14 protein-coding genes are annotated in these 14,992 nt (G+C 66.8%); 7 read left to right on the top strand and 7 right to left on the bottom strand.

From position 1 onward, the window contains the following. Positions 1-21 precede the first annotated feature (21 nt). On the bottom strand, positions 22-843 hold the full coding sequence (gene pyrF, locus FBX97_RS01315; protein ID WP_141828460.1) for an orotidine-5'-phosphate decarboxylase: 822 nt from the start codon (positions 841-843) through the stop codon (positions 22-24). A gap of 152 nt (positions 844-995) precedes the next feature. On the opposite strand from pyrF, the gene FBX97_RS01310 reads away from it, so the two are divergent. The 7 genes from FBX97_RS01310 (at position 996) to FBX97_RS29450 (ending at position 6,211) form a co-directional block, all read left to right on the top strand. Continuing rightward, positions 996-1,607, top strand: coding sequence for a LemA family protein (locus FBX97_RS01310; RefSeq protein ID WP_141828459.1), 612 nt, complete (start codon positions 996-998; stop codon positions 1,605-1,607). A 13-nt stretch (positions 1,608-1,620) separates the two neighbouring features. Continuing rightward, complete coding sequence (locus FBX97_RS01305; RefSeq protein WP_141828458.1) at positions 1,621-2,481, top strand: YgcG family protein; 861 nt, start codon at positions 1,621-1,623, stop codon at positions 2,479-2,481. Next, complete coding sequence (locus FBX97_RS01300; protein WP_141828457.1) at positions 2,481-2,978, top strand: TPM domain-containing protein; 498 nt, start codon at positions 2,481-2,483, stop codon at positions 2,976-2,978. The genes FBX97_RS01305 and FBX97_RS01300 overlap by 1 nt, the downstream gene beginning before the upstream one ends. A gap of 43 nt (positions 2,979-3,021) precedes the next feature. Next, positions 3,022-3,798 carry an SDR family NAD(P)-dependent oxidoreductase gene (locus FBX97_RS01295; protein WP_141828456.1) on the top strand — a complete coding sequence of 259 codons (777 nt, stop codon included), beginning with the start codon at positions 3,022-3,024 and terminating at the stop codon, positions 3,796-3,798. Between the two features lie 602 nt (positions 3,799-4,400). Then, positions 4,401-4,721: a hypothetical protein gene (locus tag FBX97_RS01290; protein WP_255517242.1), complete on the top strand. Its 321-nt coding sequence runs from the start codon at positions 4,401-4,403 to the stop codon at positions 4,719-4,721. A gap of 155 nt (positions 4,722-4,876) precedes the next feature. Continuing rightward, entirely contained in the window at positions 4,877-5,278 is a 402-nt protein-coding gene (locus tag FBX97_RS01285; protein WP_255517241.1) for a VanZ family protein, read from the top strand. Between the two features lie 180 nt (positions 5,279-5,458). After that, the gene (locus FBX97_RS29450) at positions 5,459-6,211 is read left to right on the top strand and encodes a hypothetical protein (protein WP_185748435.1); all 753 of its coding nucleotides are present in this window, start codon (positions 5,459-5,461) and stop codon (positions 6,209-6,211) included. Positions 6,212-6,362: 151 nt separating this feature from the next. On the opposite strand, the gene FBX97_RS01275 is transcribed toward FBX97_RS29450, so the two are convergent. From FBX97_RS01275 to FBX97_RS01250, 6 genes are all read right to left on the bottom strand, one after another. Then, positions 6,363-7,619 (bottom strand): glycosyltransferase, encoded by a 1,257-nt coding sequence (locus FBX97_RS01275; RefSeq protein ID WP_141828455.1) that lies wholly within the window; start codon positions 7,617-7,619, stop codon positions 6,363-6,365. Between the two features lie 174 nt (positions 7,620-7,793). Continuing rightward, positions 7,794-9,602 carry a glycoside hydrolase family 2 protein gene (locus FBX97_RS01270; RefSeq protein WP_141828454.1) on the bottom strand — a complete coding sequence of 603 codons (1,809 nt, stop codon included), beginning with the start codon at positions 9,600-9,602 and terminating at the stop codon, positions 7,794-7,796. Beyond that, positions 9,602-10,693, bottom strand: coding sequence for a galactokinase (gene galK, locus FBX97_RS01265; RefSeq protein ID WP_141828453.1), 1,092 nt, complete (start codon positions 10,691-10,693; stop codon positions 9,602-9,604). Before galK ends, FBX97_RS01270 begins: the two co-directional genes overlap by 1 nt. Before the next feature lies 1 nt (position 10,694). Then, the gene (locus FBX97_RS01260) at positions 10,695-11,795 is read right to left on the bottom strand and encodes a Xaa-Pro peptidase family protein (protein WP_141828452.1); all 1,101 of its coding nucleotides are present in this window, start codon (positions 11,793-11,795) and stop codon (positions 10,695-10,697) included. Further along, entirely contained in the window at positions 11,792-12,811 is a 1,020-nt protein-coding gene (galT, locus tag FBX97_RS01255) for a galactose-1-phosphate uridylyltransferase (RefSeq protein WP_255517240.1), read from the bottom strand. Before galT ends, FBX97_RS01260 begins: the two co-directional genes overlap by 4 nt. 491 nt (positions 12,812-13,302) lie before the next feature. After that, positions 13,303-14,874 (bottom strand): dipeptidase, encoded by a 1,572-nt coding sequence (locus FBX97_RS01250; protein ID WP_141828450.1) that lies wholly within the window; start codon positions 14,872-14,874, stop codon positions 13,303-13,305. Positions 14,875-14,992: the final 118 nt, after the last annotated feature.

Genomic DNA, 14,992 nt, shown 5'->3' with positions numbered 1-14,992 from the left:
GCGGCGTGCTCAGTGGATTGATTAACGGCGATACTGGTTGATCGCATCGCGCGTCTCCAGCGCCACCCTGCGCGCCGCCGCCGCGAAATCCTCGCCGTCCTGTGCCGCCGCGTACAGGATCGCACGCGACGAATTGATCATCATGCCGGTGCCGGCCGCGGTGCGTCCCGCGTTCACGGTCGCGGCAATGTCGCCGCCCTGGGCGCCGATGCCCGGCACCAGCAGCGGCATGTCGCCGATGATCTTGCGCACCTGCGCCAGTTCCTCGGGGAAGGTGGCGCCCACCACCAGCGCGCACTGGCCATTCTTGTTCCACTTCTCGGCCACCAGACGCGCCACATGCTGGTACAGCGGCTGGCCGCCGGCGTCGAGGAATTGCAGGTCGGAGCCGCCCGCGTTCGAGGTGCGGCACAGCACGATCACGCCGCGGTCTTCCCATTCCATGTAGGGCTCGACCGAATCGAAGCCCATGTAGGGATTGACGGTGACGGCGTCGGCGCCGTAGCGGTCGAAGGCTTCGCGCGCGTACTGGTGGGCGGTAGCGCCGATGTCGCCGCGCTTGGCATCCAGGATCAGCGGGATGTGGGGGTACTTGGCGCGCAGGTAGCTGCAGATCGCTTCCAGCTGGCGCTCGGCGCCGAGGGCGGCGAAATAGGCGATCTGCGGCTTGAAGGCGCAGGCCAGGTCGGCGGTGGCGTCAATGATGGCCTTGCAGAACTCGACGATGCCGTCCGGGCGATCGCGCAGGCGCGCAGGCAGGCGCGCCAGGTCGGGGTCCAGGCCCACGCACAGCAGGGAATCGTTGCCGGTCCAGGCGGCATTCAGCTTGTTGATGAAGTTCATGGCAGGCCTCGTATCTTGTTGCAAACCCCATATTGTAGCCTGCGCCGGACCGGCCCCGAAGGTTGCGGCCGACGAGGCCGGCCGTCAGTACGCCGCACATTTGCCATTTCGGGTATATTTTTAGCTATTCGACAACTTGCTACGGATTTACCATGAAGCCTTCCCTGTTCACGCGTTGGTCCGGCCTGCTGATGGCCGCCATTTTCAGCAGCGTCCTGCTGTCGGGCTGCGGCTACAACCAGTTCCAGTCCAAGGACGAAGCCACCAAGGCCGCCTGGGGCGAAGTTGTCAACCAGTACCAGCGGCGTGCCGACCTGATCCCGAACCTGGTCAACACGGTCAAGGGGTATGCGTCGCACGAGCGGGATACGCTGGAAGCCGTGACCAAGGCGCGCAGCGCCGCCACCAGTTTCCAGATCACGCCCGAAGTCCTCAATAATCCGGAAGCCTTCCAGAAGTTCCAGCAGGTGCAGGGCGAGCTGTCGGGCGCGCTGTCGCGCCTGATGGCGGTGTCCGAGAATTATCCGCAGCTGAAGGCCGATGCCGGTTTCCGCGACCTGCAATCCCAGCTGGAAGGCACCGAGAACCGCATCACCGTGGCGCGCCAGCGCTACATTTCGGCAGTCCAGGACTATAACGTCACGGTGCGCAGCTTCCCGACCAACCTGACGGCGATGGCCTTCGGCTACCAGGCCAAGCCCTCGTTCACGGTGGCCAACGAAGCGGCGATCTCGACGGCGCCGACCGTGAATTTTGGCAAATAAGGACCGGGTTGCCATGCCTGCCCTGCTGCGCCTGATGTGGGCCGGTTTGCTGGCCTTGCTGCTCGCGGGCACAGGGCCGGCACTGGCGCAGGGCGAGCCGTTCAAGCCGGTGCCGCCGTATGCGGCGCGCGTCACCGACCAGGTCGGCATGCTGACGCCGGACCAGCGCCAGCACCTGGAAAGCGTGCTGGCCGATTACGAACGCCAGACCGGCAGCCAGATCGCCGTTCTGCTGGTCGCCTCCACCGAACCCGAAGCCATCGAGCAGTACAGCATCCGCGTGGTCGAAGCCTGGAAGCTCGGGCGCAAGGGCGTCGACGACGGCGTGCTGCTGCTGGTCGCGCGCAACAATCCGAGTGCGCTGCGCCGCCTGCGCATCGAAGCCGGGCGCGGCGTGCAGGGCGTGCTGACCGATGCCCAGTCCAGCCGCATCCTGCGCGACACCATCGCCCCGCACTTCCGCCAGAACGATTACTACGGCGGCCTGGTCGCGGGCGTGGGCGCGATCTCGACCCTGCTGAACCAGGAGAAGTTCCCGGCCCCTCAGGCACAGCGCGGCGCCGGCGCACAAGGCAGCGCACAGGGCGGCGAGGTCGGCGGCCCGGGCATCCTGACCAGCATCTTCTTCATCGTCATCGGCATCGTGGTGCTGCGCTCGATGTTCCGCCCGCGCCGCGCGCGCCTGGCACAGCCGGGCAGCGGCTGGAACAGCGGTGCCACCGGCTTCATCCTGGGCAGCATCCTCAGCAACATGGGCAACGACCGCTACCGCGGCGGCGGCTTTTCCGGCGGCGGTGGCTTTTCGGGTGGCGGCGGCTTCTCGGGCGGCGGTGGCGGCAGCTTCGACGGCGGCGGCGCCTCGGGAGACTGGTAATGGATATCCAACGCGCCCTGCGCCACCTGCGCAGCACCCGCAGCGCCGCCGAACGCGCTTTTCCGCAAGCGACCCTGACCGCGCTCGCCGCCGCCATCGCCACCGGCGAACGTGCGCACCGCGGCGAAGTGCGGCTGGTGATCGAGCGCGCGCTGCCGCTGTCGGCGGCCTGGTCGGGCGTCAGCAACCGCCAGCGCGCCATCGCCCTGTTCGCCGACTACGGCATCTGGGACACCGAGGACAACTGCGGCGTGCTGATCTACGTGAACCTGGCCGACCGCAAGGTCGACATCGTGGCCGACCGCGGCATCGACCGCAAGATCGAGGCCGCCACCTGGCAGGCCGTCTGCGACACGATGACCCAGGGCTTCGCCCATGGCGACTACCATGGAGCGGCGCTGGCCGCGGTCGAGCAAGTCAACGAGCTGCTGCGCCGCCACTTCCCCTCTAGCGGCGCGCGCCCGAACGAATTGCCCGACCAGCCACTCATGTTATGAATATAGAATGGCGGCTTTCAGCAGCCCACAAGGACAACCCGCCATGAAACTTGCCCAGAAAGTCGCCATCGTCACCGGAGCCAGCCAGGGCATCGGCCTTGCCTGCGCCCAGCGCCTGGTGCGCGACGGCGCACGCGTGATGCTGGTCGACGTGCGCCCCGAAGGCGCGGCCGCGGCCGAAGCGCTCGGCGACGCGGCCCGCTTCTTCTGTGCCGACGTCAGCCAGAAATCCGACGTTGACGCCATGCTGGCCGCGACCCTGCAGGCCTTCGGCCAGGTCGACATCCTGGTCAACAATGCCGGCGTCACCCATGCTGCCGACTTCCTCGACCTGGCCGAGGAAGACTTCGACCGCGTGCTGCGCATCAACCTGAAATCGATGTTCCTGTGCAGCCAGGCGGTCGCGCGCGCGATGGTCAAGCGCGGCGGCGACGGCAACCGCGGCTGCATCATCAACATGTCGAGCGTGAACGCCGAGCTGACGATCCCGAACCAGGTGCCATACGTGATTTCGAAGGGCGGCGTCAACCAGCTGACGCGGGTGGCGGCGATCAGCCTGGCCCAGCATGGCATCCGCGTGAATGCGATCGGCCCCGGCACCATCCTGACCGAACTGGCCCGCCAGGCCGTGATGGGCAGCCCGGAAGCGCGCCACACGATCCTGTCGCGCACCCCGCTGGGCCGCTGCGGCGAACCCGAGGAGATCGCGGCGATCGCCGCCTTCCTGGCCAGCGACGATGCCTCTTACATGACCGGCCAGACCCTGTATGCGGATGGCGGCAGGATGGCGCTGAATTACACGGTACCGGTCACCGAGTGAAAAAAGGTTTGCCAGATTGTTATCAGGATTCCTGATGTCTGGTATCCGAAAGAAGAATTAGACTTATATTCGGCGCTGCAACATAATGCACCTGTCTCCACTATTCTCCTCCAAGAAAATAGTTTGAAGCCCGCCAAGCAAGCGGGCTTTTTTTTTGCATTCAGCGCACGACCGGACACAACTGCAATCGTTCGCCGCCAATTGCATTTCGCTTGAGCTGTGTCACGTTCAAGTCACATTCCCATCCTATACTGGCTTCACCTGCATACACGCAACCGATATGCGTGATCGCAGCAAGGTGTAACGCATTCCGATGCGATACACCGCACCGATTTCCGCGTCTCTTGGCCCGATCTTGGGTTGTGCCCGCCTCTCCGTTGGCGGGCACTTTTTTTTGTGCCGTGCGTGTTCCGTATCCTTGTTGCAGCGCCCACTAGGAAAGGCGGCATTAAGCTTCCATGGGCTTGAACCATCTTGGGATTCCGCTATGATTAATTTCGCGCCTCGCGTTTTCTAAACAATTCACGTGGGGAATGAGAGTACCTGACAAGGCTTCAGGGCAAGCCCGGGGCTCTTGGACAATCAGACATGGAGCCAGTCCAATGACTTTACGCGAAACGATGTCGCCACCCCAGCAGCATGTCACACCCACCCTGCGCCAGCGCCGCAACGAGCCGGACGACACCCTGGTCCTCAGCGAGCTCAACCCGCGCCTGGTGGTCGACCATGTTGACGATGAAGGCCAGCCCCTTCACGTACTGACTTTCGGCAGCGTCCGGGAGTTCTGCCCAAAATGCCAGAGCGGCCACCTCAAGCTCGTGCTGCGCCAGTCATCGGTGCGCATCGCTCACCTGTTCTGCGCGGACTGCACCAGCTGTTTCGACGCCCACTATCCCAACGGCACCCCGGCGCTCACGATCTGACGCCGCACTGCCTCCAGGTTGCGCCCTCGGCCGACGTCCGCACAACGGCACGCCGGACCAGCAGGGCGGATACCGCGCTGTCCCGCTGCCGCAGCCGCTGCGCTGCACGTCACCATGCCTCATGGTAAGGTAAGCCTTTTATCTTCCGGCTTGCCATGACCGCTGTCCTGTCCACCCTCCTCCAACACCCCAGGCTGCGCCTGCTCCTCATGGCTTGCGCCATCCTCATGTACCTGGCCATCGTGGTCATCGGCAACCTGCCGGGCGCCCGCGCCGACATTGGCCACTATGCGTCGGGCGCAGTCCTGCATTCGATCGCGTACGCGGTGCTCGCCGCCCTGTGGTTCCTAGGCAGCAGCGGCAGCATGCCTGCGCGCGCCGTCAAGGCCGTGCTGGCGGTGGCCGTCATGGGCGCCGGCGACGAGTTCATCCAGAGTTTCTTCCCCTACCGCGGCGCCAAGGTCCATGACTGGGCCGTCGACTGCACGGCCGCCATCGTCATTACCGGCCTGCTGTGCCTGCTGCTGCCGAAAACCGTGACGGCGGCGAAACGCTAGGCGCAGCCTTGCCGGAATCTCCCCCGGACGGGCTGCGTCTTTGACGTGGCTCATGTTCAACCCGAGTCAGCTGGAACGCGGATACCAAACATGCCTCTTACCCGAGTGGCACGCGGCATCGTCACGCACTCAGAGCGCAACGCGCTCTTACCCTGATACCGTTCCATAAAGGAGTCGAACATGAAGCGAAAACACCAGAGTGTGTTACTGACGGGCTTGCTGGCAATGGCATTCGGCCTGTCCGCGTGCAGTTCCATGCGCGGCGGCGACAGTGGCACCACCGGCACCGAAAGCAGCAGCGCCACCGGTAGCAGCAGCAGCGCCGGCAGCACCGGCGCAGGCGGCTCGGCCGGCGGCATGTCCGGTACCGGTGCCGGCACCGGCACCAGCGGCTCGGCCGGCTGGGGCGGCGGCACCAGCAGCTCGGGCAGCGCAGGTTCGGGCAGCACCGGCGGCGGCAGCGGCAGCAGCTCCGGCTACGACCAGTCGGGTTCAGGCACCTCGGGCAGTTCCGGCAGTTCCGGCAGCTCGGGCAGCGGCAGCTCCGGCACCTCGGGCACCTCGGGCACCTCCGGTTCCGGCACCGGCACCGACCAGAGCGCCACCACCGGCAGCGGCATGACGGGCGCCGCCGGCACCACCGGCGGCAGTGCCGCCATTGCCCCCAGCGCCAGCCCGAACGCCACCGTCGCGGCAATCGAAGTCGTGCCCGGCCAGGGCAGCGCCGGCACCACCGAAGGCACTTCCGGCGCCTCGTCGGCCCTGGGCAGCAGCTCGGGCGGCAGCACTGCCAGCTCGTCCGGCAGCGACCGCACCTACCGCGTGACCCTGCACATGGATGACGGCAGCACCCAGGTGATCAGCCAGTCGTCCACGCCGGACTTCCGCAGCGGCGACCGCGTGTCGCTGAGCGGCGGCGTCATCCAGCACTGAGTGCCGGCAGCGCCAGACCAAGTCGAACACAGCCCGGCCAAGCCGGAAACGGTCGGAAACAGCCCCAGCAAACTGAGTCGACGGCATACCGGCCTGCGGTGGAAGCCACTGCAGGCCGGTATGTGGGCACGCGCGCCGGGTCCTGCAGACCTCAAGCGCGCCGCGGCGCCGCCTTGGCCGCGGCCGTGCCGGACGCAGCGGCGGCACCGGCAGCCCCCGGCATCGCCACCCGGACCACGCCGGCAGCCGGCGCCACACCTGCCGTGCCGGCGCTCGTGCCTGCGTTGATGCCGGCATCCGCAGCGGCATTGGCACGTGGGGGCGCCGATTCCAGCAGCTCGGCCATCCGCTTGGCGGTGTTGTCCCAGGATGTGGCGGCGACCACTGCCAGCATGGCCTCGACCATGTGGCGGCGCTGTTCAGGCGTCTGCGCCAGCGCGGCTTCGCAGGCGGCGATGAATTCCTGGGCCGAGGACGCGATGGCGACCACGTGGCCGTAGGGATTGGCGACGTCGGCGATCGGCGTGCTCACGATCGGCAGCTGGGCCGCCATGTATTCCAGCACCTTGGTCGGGCTGATGAACTTGGTCGCTTCATTGATGGCGAACGGCATCAGGCACACGTCCCAGCCGGCCAGCAGGTCGGGCAGCGCCGTGTACGGCTGCTGGCCCAGGTAATGGATGTTGGCGCGCTTCGGCAGGCGTTCGGGATCGATCTTGACCACCGGACCGGCCAGCACGATCTGCCATTCCGGATGGGCATCGGCCACTTCGCCGACCAGCTCCGGATCGAAACGTTCGTCCAGCACGCCGTAGAAGCCCAGGCGCGGATGCGGAATGTCCGCCTGTTGCGGGTGCACGCGCTCGCGGTCGAGCGCCTGCTGGAAATGGACCACGTCGACGCTGCTAGGGAAGCAGTGTACGCTCGGGTGGCGGTTCTTCTTGGCTTCGTACAGGCTGGGGCCGCCGGCGAACACCAGGTCGGCCGTATTGAGCAGCGCGCTTTCGCGCTGCAGCAGCTGTTTCGGCGGGTTCTTGAACGATGCCAGCTCGTCCATGCAGTCGTAGACCACCAGGGACGGCTGCAAGGCCTGCAGCAGCGGCAGCGCCATCGGCGTATAGAACCAGGCGATCACGTCCTCTCCTGGTGGTGCCAGCTGCGCGACCATCGGTTGCAGCAGGCGCAGCTGCTCGTCGTGGAAGCCGGCGCCATGGATCGGGGTGTGCGCGCGGCAAACGGTGACATTGGGAGCCGGACTGGATCGTTGCATGAACGGAGCGCCGTCATCGTATTCCGGTTCCTCGACAAACAGGATCGGATAATGCTGGGCCAGCCGCGACAGCAGGTGCTGCGGCCGCTGGAAGACGAAATCCCAGCGCAGGTGGCTGAAAACGACGATCGTGGTCATGATAACTCCTTGATTCGCCCACTACGGGCGGTCGGTTGATCGAAAAAACATTGCAGTACTGCGGCCGACCACCGGCGTTTCTTGCGGATACTCCTTCGCGACAGGTAGGCGCCATCGGCGGCGGGCCGCCGCCGGTGGCGCAGGACTACGTCATGGCGAGCTCCGTGGAACGCTTCAGGCGGTTGCCGGCCCGTCTCCCTCCTCCTCCACGTCGCGCGTCTGCAGCGGGACGTTACGGGTGGCGGCACTGATGACCTCGAACGGAAGCTTGGGCGTCCGATCGGCGTTCAGCAGGCCGTTCGCCTCCTGGAAAGTATCGGCGAATTGTGTGTAGCAGAAGCCGCTGAACATGAAGGTCTCGTTGACCACTTTCAGCAGGCGTTGGTACAGCGCGTGATAACTCTCGGCTGTCTGGGAACGCGTGTAGCCCCAGGTCCCGTCTTCCGGGGTCGCGTTCGGGTCGTAGGCGATGCCGCCGAATTCGGTCAGCACGATCGGCTGGCCGCGGTGCGGGAAGCCGTCCAGCGTCAGGATGCGGCCGCCGGGGCGGCGCTGGTCGAACAGGGTGCGTACCGGGTCGGTGACTTCGTAGCGCGCCTTGATCTTTTCCGGGTCGCTGTCGTAGTCGTGGATACCCAGGATGTCGGTGGCCGAGGCTTCCCAGCCGTCGTTGCCGATCACCGGACGGGTCGAATCCAGCGTACGGGTCAGGTGGTACAGCGCCTCGACCGCGTTACGGTGGGCCTGGGTCAGCGTCAGGTTCGGCACGCCCCAGGATTCGTTGAACGGCACCCACACGATGATGCAGGGGTGGCTGTAGTCGCGCTCGATCGCTTCGGTCCATTCCTTGACGATGCGCTTGATCGCGTGCGGCGAGAAGCGGTACGCGGACGGCATCTCTTCCCACACCAGCAGGCCCAGCTTGTCGGCCCAGTACAGGTAGCGCGGATCTTCGATCTTCTGGTGCTTGCGCACGCCGTTGAAGCCCATCAGCTTGGCCAGTTCGACGTCGCGCTTGAGGTGCTCGTCGGACGGCGCGGTCATGAAGGATTCGTTCCAGTAGCCCTGGTCCAGAACCAGGCGCAACGGGTACGGCCTTCCATTCAGCAGCAGGCGGTCGCGGTTGATGTGGAAGGAACGCAGCGCGGTGTACGACTTGATGTGGTCGACCACCTTGTCGCCGCAGCGCAGGATCACTTCGGCGTCGAGCAGGGTCGGACGCTCCGGGCTCCACAGCAGTTCATTGCGCGAATCGTCGATGCCGGGGTCGGACAGCGCGATCTTGCGGTTGGCCTCGCCGCCCAGCAGCTTGTACAGGTCGTCGGCCAGCAGGGTCTCGCCGTGCCAGATCTTGACTTCGACAACCATGTCTTCCTGGATGTCGCCGCCGGCGAACACTTCGCAGCCGATCTCGAAGGTCTCGAAGATCGGAGTCCAGCGCAGCGAGCGGATGAAGGTGCGCGACACCTGCTCGATCCACACGGTCTGCCAGATGCCGGTGGTGCGCGGGTACCAGATCGAGTGCGGTTCCAGCAGCCAGTCCTGCTTGCCGCGCGGCTTGGCCAGGTCGGCCGGGTCGTCTTCGACGAACACGGTCACGGTCTGCTTGCCGTCGGCTTTCAGGGCTTCGGTGATGTCGGCCGAGAACGGCGTATGGCCGCCCTCGTGCTCGGCCACCAGCTGGCCGTTGACCCATACCTTGGCCGAATAGTCGACCGCGCCGAAGTGCAGGATCGTGCGCTGCTCGGACGGCGCCAGGTCGAAGTCGCGCTCGTACCAGCAGAACCGGTGGAAACCGGTGTCCTGGATACCGCTGAGTTCGGTTTCAGGCGCAAACGGGACGTTGATCTCGTGGGTCCAGCCGTCGACGCCCTGCGGCATCCGGGACACCAGTTCGTCATCGAAGCGGAAACGCCATTTTCCGTTCAGGTTGATCCAATTGTCGCGTACCAGCTGGGGGCGGGGATACTCGAACTGACTCATTATTGTTGTTCCTTTCTTTGGGTCGAGACCGGGATCAGGATGCTTCCCTGGCCTCCTGCTTTGTTGTAGGTAGAAAGTGCTGCCTGTGCCGCCTCACGGGCCGAGCCGGCGCGGCACAGTGCAACCGTGGCCCCGCCGAATCCCGCTCCCGTCAGGCGTGCGCCGAGCACGCCCGGGGCGGCGCGCAGTGCGTCCACCAGCTGGTCGAGCTCGGGAATCGAAACTTCGTAGTCGTCGCGCAGGCTGTCGTGCGACGCGTTCATCAGTGCGCCGAAACGTTCGGCCGACACGCCCTCTGCCGCTTCCAGCACGCGCAGGTTTTCCTGCACCACGTGGCGCGCGCGGCGGCGCAGCGGATCGGGCAGCGTCTCCACGGCCTCGGGATCGCTGACGTCGCGCAGCGCCCGCACGCCGAGCTTGCGCGAGGCTTCCTCGCACTCGGCGCGCCGTTCGTTGTACTTGCTGGCCGCCAGCGTGCGCGGCACGCCCGAATCGACCACGATCAGTTCGGTATCCGGCGGCAGCCCGACCAGGCGGTGTTCGAGCGTGCGCGCGTCGATGAACAGCATGTTGCGCTCGTCGCACAGGCTGGACGCCATCTGGTCCATGATCCCGCAGTTCACGCGCGCATAGTCGATCTCGGCGCGCTGGGCGATCTGGGCCAGCTTGACGTCGTCCAGTGCGAAGCAGAGCAACTGGCGCAGCGCGCGCAGCGTCGCCACTTCCAGCGCGGCCGAGGACGACAGGCCGGAGCCGACCGCCAGGTTGGTGGTCACGTAGAAGCGCAGCGGCGGAATGGCGACGCCCATGGCTTCCACCAGCCGGATGCAGCCCTCGATATAGCTGCCGAAGCCCTGCGGTGCGCTGCCGCCCCTGGCGGCGAAGGTGACGTTGCCGTCCAGCGTGTCCGAATACAGGTGGTGCTGGTCGTCGATGCTGCGCGCCAGCGCGACCTCGGTCTGCTGCGGGGTCGCCACCGGCAGCATGAAACCGTCGTTGTAGTCGGTGTGCTCGCCCAGCAGGTTGACGCGGCCTGGGGCCGCTGCGAGCGCCTCGGGGGCGCCGCCGAAAAAGGTCTCGGGACTGTTCATGTCATGGGTTCTCCAGCCAGAGCGGACGCACGCGGCCCTGCACCGTGGCGCTGGGCCAGTGCGGATCCAGCGTCAGGTTTTCCAGGCCGCCTGCGCCCAGCAGGAAGGTGTCTTCGATCTTGATGCCGGCAAAGCCCGGATTGAAGGCCAGGGCCATGCCGGTTTCCAGCCCGGTCGCGGTGCTGGGGGTGGCGACGATCTCGCGCGCCGCGTAGCCGGTGATGCCGCCCTGGTGGTGCAGGCGCATCGCCTCCGGCCGGTTGGCGTGGCGGTAGGCCGCATCGAGGGCGTGGTAGACCGCGGCCAGCGAGTTGCCGGGGCGGACCGCGTCCAGGCCGGTGGCTTCCACCTGCAGCAGCTCGGTTTGCCCGGCCGGCGCCGGCCCAAAGCTGAGCGAGCGCGTCAGGTTGGCGTACAGGCCGTGGCGGCGCGCGCACACCTGCAGCGAAGCGCGTCCGCCGAGGCGCTCGTGCGTCGGCGCCGCATGGCAGAACAGCGGCAGCCGCCGTTCGCCCGCCGCCAGCACCGCGGCCGGCTGGATGCCGCGCGCCCACAGGGCCTGCGCCGCGGCACCCGCCAGCTGGAACTCGGTCCACTCGGGCCGGGCGGCGCGCAGCACCTCGCCCACCGCCGCCGCCGCGTCCCGCCCGAGCGCGCGATAGCGTGCCTGCTCGGCGTCGCCCAGCACCATGCGGCGCAGGCGCAGGCTGGCCGGCAGCGGTTGGTCGACGTGGTTCGGGCGGTCGGTCAGCACCGCGCCGCCGGCCGCCGCGCCCAGCACGTAGGTCTCGCGCAGCTCGACCTCGGCCCAGGGCGCGATGTGGTATGTGAAGCCGGGCGGCACCTGCTCCTGGCGCAGGCGCTCGCCCTCGATCTCGTCGGTCAGGATCACGGCGTCGTCGCGCGTGACCAGCACCTCGGCGGCGCCGCTGTCGAGGGCCAGCTGCACCGAGGCGTCGCCGCCGGCGGTGACCCAGGATACCCAGTCGAGGCCGCGCAGGCGGATCGCGCCCGCGCCGCTCTGGGCCAGCGTCTCGCGCAGCAGCGCCAGCTTGGCCGCCACTTCGCCAGCGCGCACATCGGGTGTCGAGTCGATCGTCATGCGCCATCCTCCAGGTTGATCTCGACCTGCTGCAATTCGTAAGCCGTGGTTTCGGGCAGCACGTCCATCGCGACCATGCCGGCGCCGAGCTCGGTGCCGGCCAGGTGTTTCAGGCGGTCGCGGGTGCGGTAAGGCGGGTAGAACTGGGCGTGCAGCTGGGTTTCCGGGTGGTCGGCGCCATCCAGCGGCGCCTGGTACCAGCACATCAGGTAGGGAAACGGGCGGTCCCACAGGCTGTCGAACTTCAGCAGCACGGTCTTCAGCGCGCGCGCCAGGCTCTCGGACTGCGGCGGCGTGAGCGCGGCGAAATCCTTGCACGGCGCAATCGGCATCACCCACACTTCATACGGATAGCGCGCGCAGGCCGGCACGAAGGCGATCGCATAGTCGTCCTGGTACAGCACGCGCTTGCCGTCGGCGGCTTCGTCGCGCGCCATGTCGCACAGCAGGCTGGCACCGTGCTGCAGGTAATACTCGCGCTCCTGCGCCAGCATGCGCGCCGGCACCGGCGGCACGAAGGGATAGGCATACAGCTGGCCGTGCGGATGGTGCAGCGTGACGCCGACCTCGGCGCCGCGGTTCTCGAACGCCAGCACGTACTGGATATGGCTCTTGCCCTGCAGCCGGCGGGTGCGGTCGCCCCACACCTTCAGCAGCAGCTCGATGCGCGACAGCGGCAGCCGTGCCAGCGGCGTCTTCGGGTCCTGCGTGAACACCACCACCTCGCACTGGCCGTTGGCGGGTGCGCTCGGCACCGTCAGCGCCGGCGGATCGTGCGCATCCAATGCCAGCGACGGGAAGCGGTTCTCGAACACGGCGATCTCGTATGCGCCGGCCGGGATCTCGGTCGGGTGCTGCGCGTCGACGGTCGGTGCCAGCGGGTTGTACTGGGGCGGCGGCTGGTAAGTGCGGTTCTGGCGGAAGGCCGCATAGGCGACCCATTCGCCGCGCAGCGGATGCCAGCGCAGGTGCGGATTGGGGTGTTGCGGCTCCGGAAATGGACTCGGCGCGGCCATCCCGTCCGGGATCGGCCGATTGCTGTACAGCGTAAGTTGTCGTCCGTCAGGCTTTACGAGTTCTTGGCTATGCATAGCATATTCATGTCGAGCGTCACGCGGATTTTTCCGCATGACTTCCGGTAGCGAAATCAAAGTCAGGGACCGATCCTAACATGCAGTTTTCGCCACATTTTCTTGCAGGAAGCACTCGATTTTCCGGTGGTCAACTGGGGTGCGCCGCCGTCGCGCACGGCAGTTTGCTGCGCCTGCTTTCTCTCCTAGGGAAAGGACGTGATCGCAGTCAGGTTTCCCTATGAAACCAGGCCTGCCGTAGGCAGATGCCTACAGAATTCTGAGAACAATTCGCTGGTTTTGGCGAGACATTCTCCTACGCCCCAGACTGTGCTCCAGATCGTGAGCGCGTGTCGCGGCGCCCTTCCCGGCCAATGGCGCTGCTGCAGTGCAAAAAAAAGCCCGGCACGGGCCGGGCTGTCTGGAAAGGCTGGCGCCTACTTCGCCAGCTCGGCCATGACGGCGGTGTACATCTCCAGATTCAGCAGCAATTGCTTGACCGTGATGAACTCGTGTTCCGAGTGGCCGGTGTACACGGTGCGCGGCATCGACGGGCCGAAGCTGACCGCGCGCGGGAACAGGCGCGAATTGGTGCCGCCGCCGACCGCCACCGGTTTCGGCTCCTTGATGCCGGTGTAGTAAGAAAACACGCTCATCAATACCGGCAGCTGCGGCGCATCCTTCTGCACCCACGGATCGCCGATCTCCATGCTCACGTTGGCCGGCGCCCCATGCGCGCCCTGCCACTGGGCCAGCGCGGCGTTGATCTCGTTGGTCAGTTGTTCCGCGGTCTTGCCCTGCGGGCGGCGGATGTTGATGGCGACTTCGATGCCGCCCGCCGCGGCGTCGGCGCCGGCTGGCGCGCCGCTGGTGGCCGCAGTGGCGGCCGCATGCTGGCGGATCACGGTCGGGGCGAAGGTCATCGGCCCCATGAAGGCATCGCGGTAGGCGATGTTGCCGAACTTCTCGCCCAGGTAGCCGGTGCCGACCATCTCGTTGAGGAAATTGACGGCGGCACCGGCCCCGGCGTCGGGCCAGCTGTGCACCGCCAGCGCATCGGCCAGCATGCTGATCGCGTTGATGCCGTCCTCCGGCTTCGAGGAGTGGGCCGACACGCCCTTGGCCGTCACCACCAGGTCCTGCCCTTTCCACTCGAAGCCGTAGCGCATGCCGGTCTGCTTCGCGCCGCGCTGGCGGATCTGGGCTTCCAGCGCCGGGGTCGCATCGGCAATCGTGGCCTGGGCATCTTCCGGGATCTGGCTGCCGAAGAAGCCGCCGCCGAACTGGCTGATGACGGGGCCGCCCGGCTCGGCCGGCAGCGCCGGCTTGGGCAGGGTCACGGCCAGCGTGCCATAGCCCTTCTCGGCGGTCACCGCGGGGTATTCGGCGTCGAGCGTGATGTTCACCTGCGGCAGCGGGTGCGTCTTGACGAACTGCTCGAGCGGCCCCCAGTCCGATTCCTCGGCCATGTAAACATAGAGCTCGATGCGCTTGGACAGCGGCAGCTGCAGGTCCTTCAGCGACTTCATCGCGTACAGCGCGGTGGCGATCGGCCCCTTGTCGTCTTCGGCACCACGCGCCAGCAGCTTGCCGGGTTCGCTGGTGCGGTCCAGCTCGAACGGCGACTTTTTCCATTTGGAGGGATCGACCGGCTGCACGTCGCCGTGCGCGACCAGGCCGACCCGTTCTTCGCCCTGGCCGAGGCCGATCACGACCACGCAGCCATGGTCGGCGGCATCGAGGCCGAAGCGTTCGGCTTCACCTTTCAGGAAAGCCTTGAATTCGGCGTGGCGCGGATTCTTGTCGCAAGGGACCTTGTCGTCGGCGACCGTGTTGTAGCTGACCAGCTTGGCGAGCAGGTCGACCACGTCGGTGCGGTAGGCGGTGGCGGCGTGCTTGGCGGCGTTCAGGGCGGCCTCGCCGGGCGCGGCCGGGGCGGCGCTCGCCACCGTGGCGCTGCCCAGCGCGGCGGCCAGCAGCAGGCCGGCCAGGGGTCTCGATGTTTTCATGTAAAGCCTGCGTCTCCGTAATTTCTAAGGCGCAAGGAGTCTAGCAGGAAGGATGGCGGGCCGGAAGCACGGCGGCGTCCCGTCGCGCAATCGGGTATCGTATGACGATGGCTACAAC

Source organism: Herbaspirillum sp. SJZ107 (assembly GCF_006715485.1).
GTDB lineage: Bacteria > Pseudomonadota > Gammaproteobacteria > Burkholderiales > Burkholderiaceae_D > Telluria.
The sequence above is the reverse complement of the archived record's forward strand: the minus strand, read 5'-3'. Positions and strand labels throughout refer to the sequence as shown.

Bases quoted from the DNA above. Each gene is read 5' to 3' on its own strand.
- pyrF (WP_141828460.1), bottom strand. From the start codon at position 843: ATGAACTTCATCAACAAGCTGAATGCCGCCTGGACCGGCAACGATTCC.
- FBX97_RS01310 (WP_141828459.1), top strand. From the start codon at position 996: ATGAAGCCTTCCCTGTTCACGCGTTGGTCCGGCCTGCTGATGGCCGCC.
- FBX97_RS01305 (WP_141828458.1), top strand. From the start codon at position 1,621: ATGCCTGCCCTGCTGCGCCTGATGTGGGCCGGTTTGCTGGCCTTGCTG.
- FBX97_RS01300 (WP_141828457.1), top strand. From the start codon at position 2,481: ATGGATATCCAACGCGCCCTGCGCCACCTGCGCAGCACCCGCAGCGCC.
- FBX97_RS01295 (WP_141828456.1), top strand. From the start codon at position 3,022: ATGAAACTTGCCCAGAAAGTCGCCATCGTCACCGGAGCCAGCCAGGGC.
- FBX97_RS01290 (WP_255517242.1), top strand. From the start codon at position 4,401: ATGACTTTACGCGAAACGATGTCGCCACCCCAGCAGCATGTCACACCC.
- FBX97_RS01285 (WP_255517241.1), top strand. From the start codon at position 4,877: ATGACCGCTGTCCTGTCCACCCTCCTCCAACACCCCAGGCTGCGCCTG.
- FBX97_RS29450 (WP_185748435.1), top strand. From the start codon at position 5,459: ATGAAGCGAAAACACCAGAGTGTGTTACTGACGGGCTTGCTGGCAATG.
- FBX97_RS01275 (WP_141828455.1), bottom strand. From the start codon at position 7,619: ATGACCACGATCGTCGTTTTCAGCCACCTGCGCTGGGATTTCGTCTTC.
- FBX97_RS01270 (WP_141828454.1), bottom strand. From the start codon at position 9,602: ATGAGTCAGTTCGAGTATCCCCGCCCCCAGCTGGTACGCGACAATTGG.
- galK (WP_141828453.1), bottom strand. From the start codon at position 10,693: ATGAACAGTCCCGAGACCTTTTTCGGCGGCGCCCCCGAGGCGCTCGCA.
- FBX97_RS01260 (WP_141828452.1), bottom strand. From the start codon at position 11,795: ATGACGATCGACTCGACACCCGATGTGCGCGCTGGCGAAGTGGCGGCC.
- galT (WP_255517240.1), bottom strand. From the start codon at position 12,811: ATGGCCGCGCCGAGTCCATTTCCGGAGCCGCAACACCCCAATCCGCAC.
- FBX97_RS01250 (WP_141828450.1), bottom strand. From the start codon at position 14,874: ATGAAAACATCGAGACCCCTGGCCGGCCTGCTGCTGGCCGCCGCGCTG.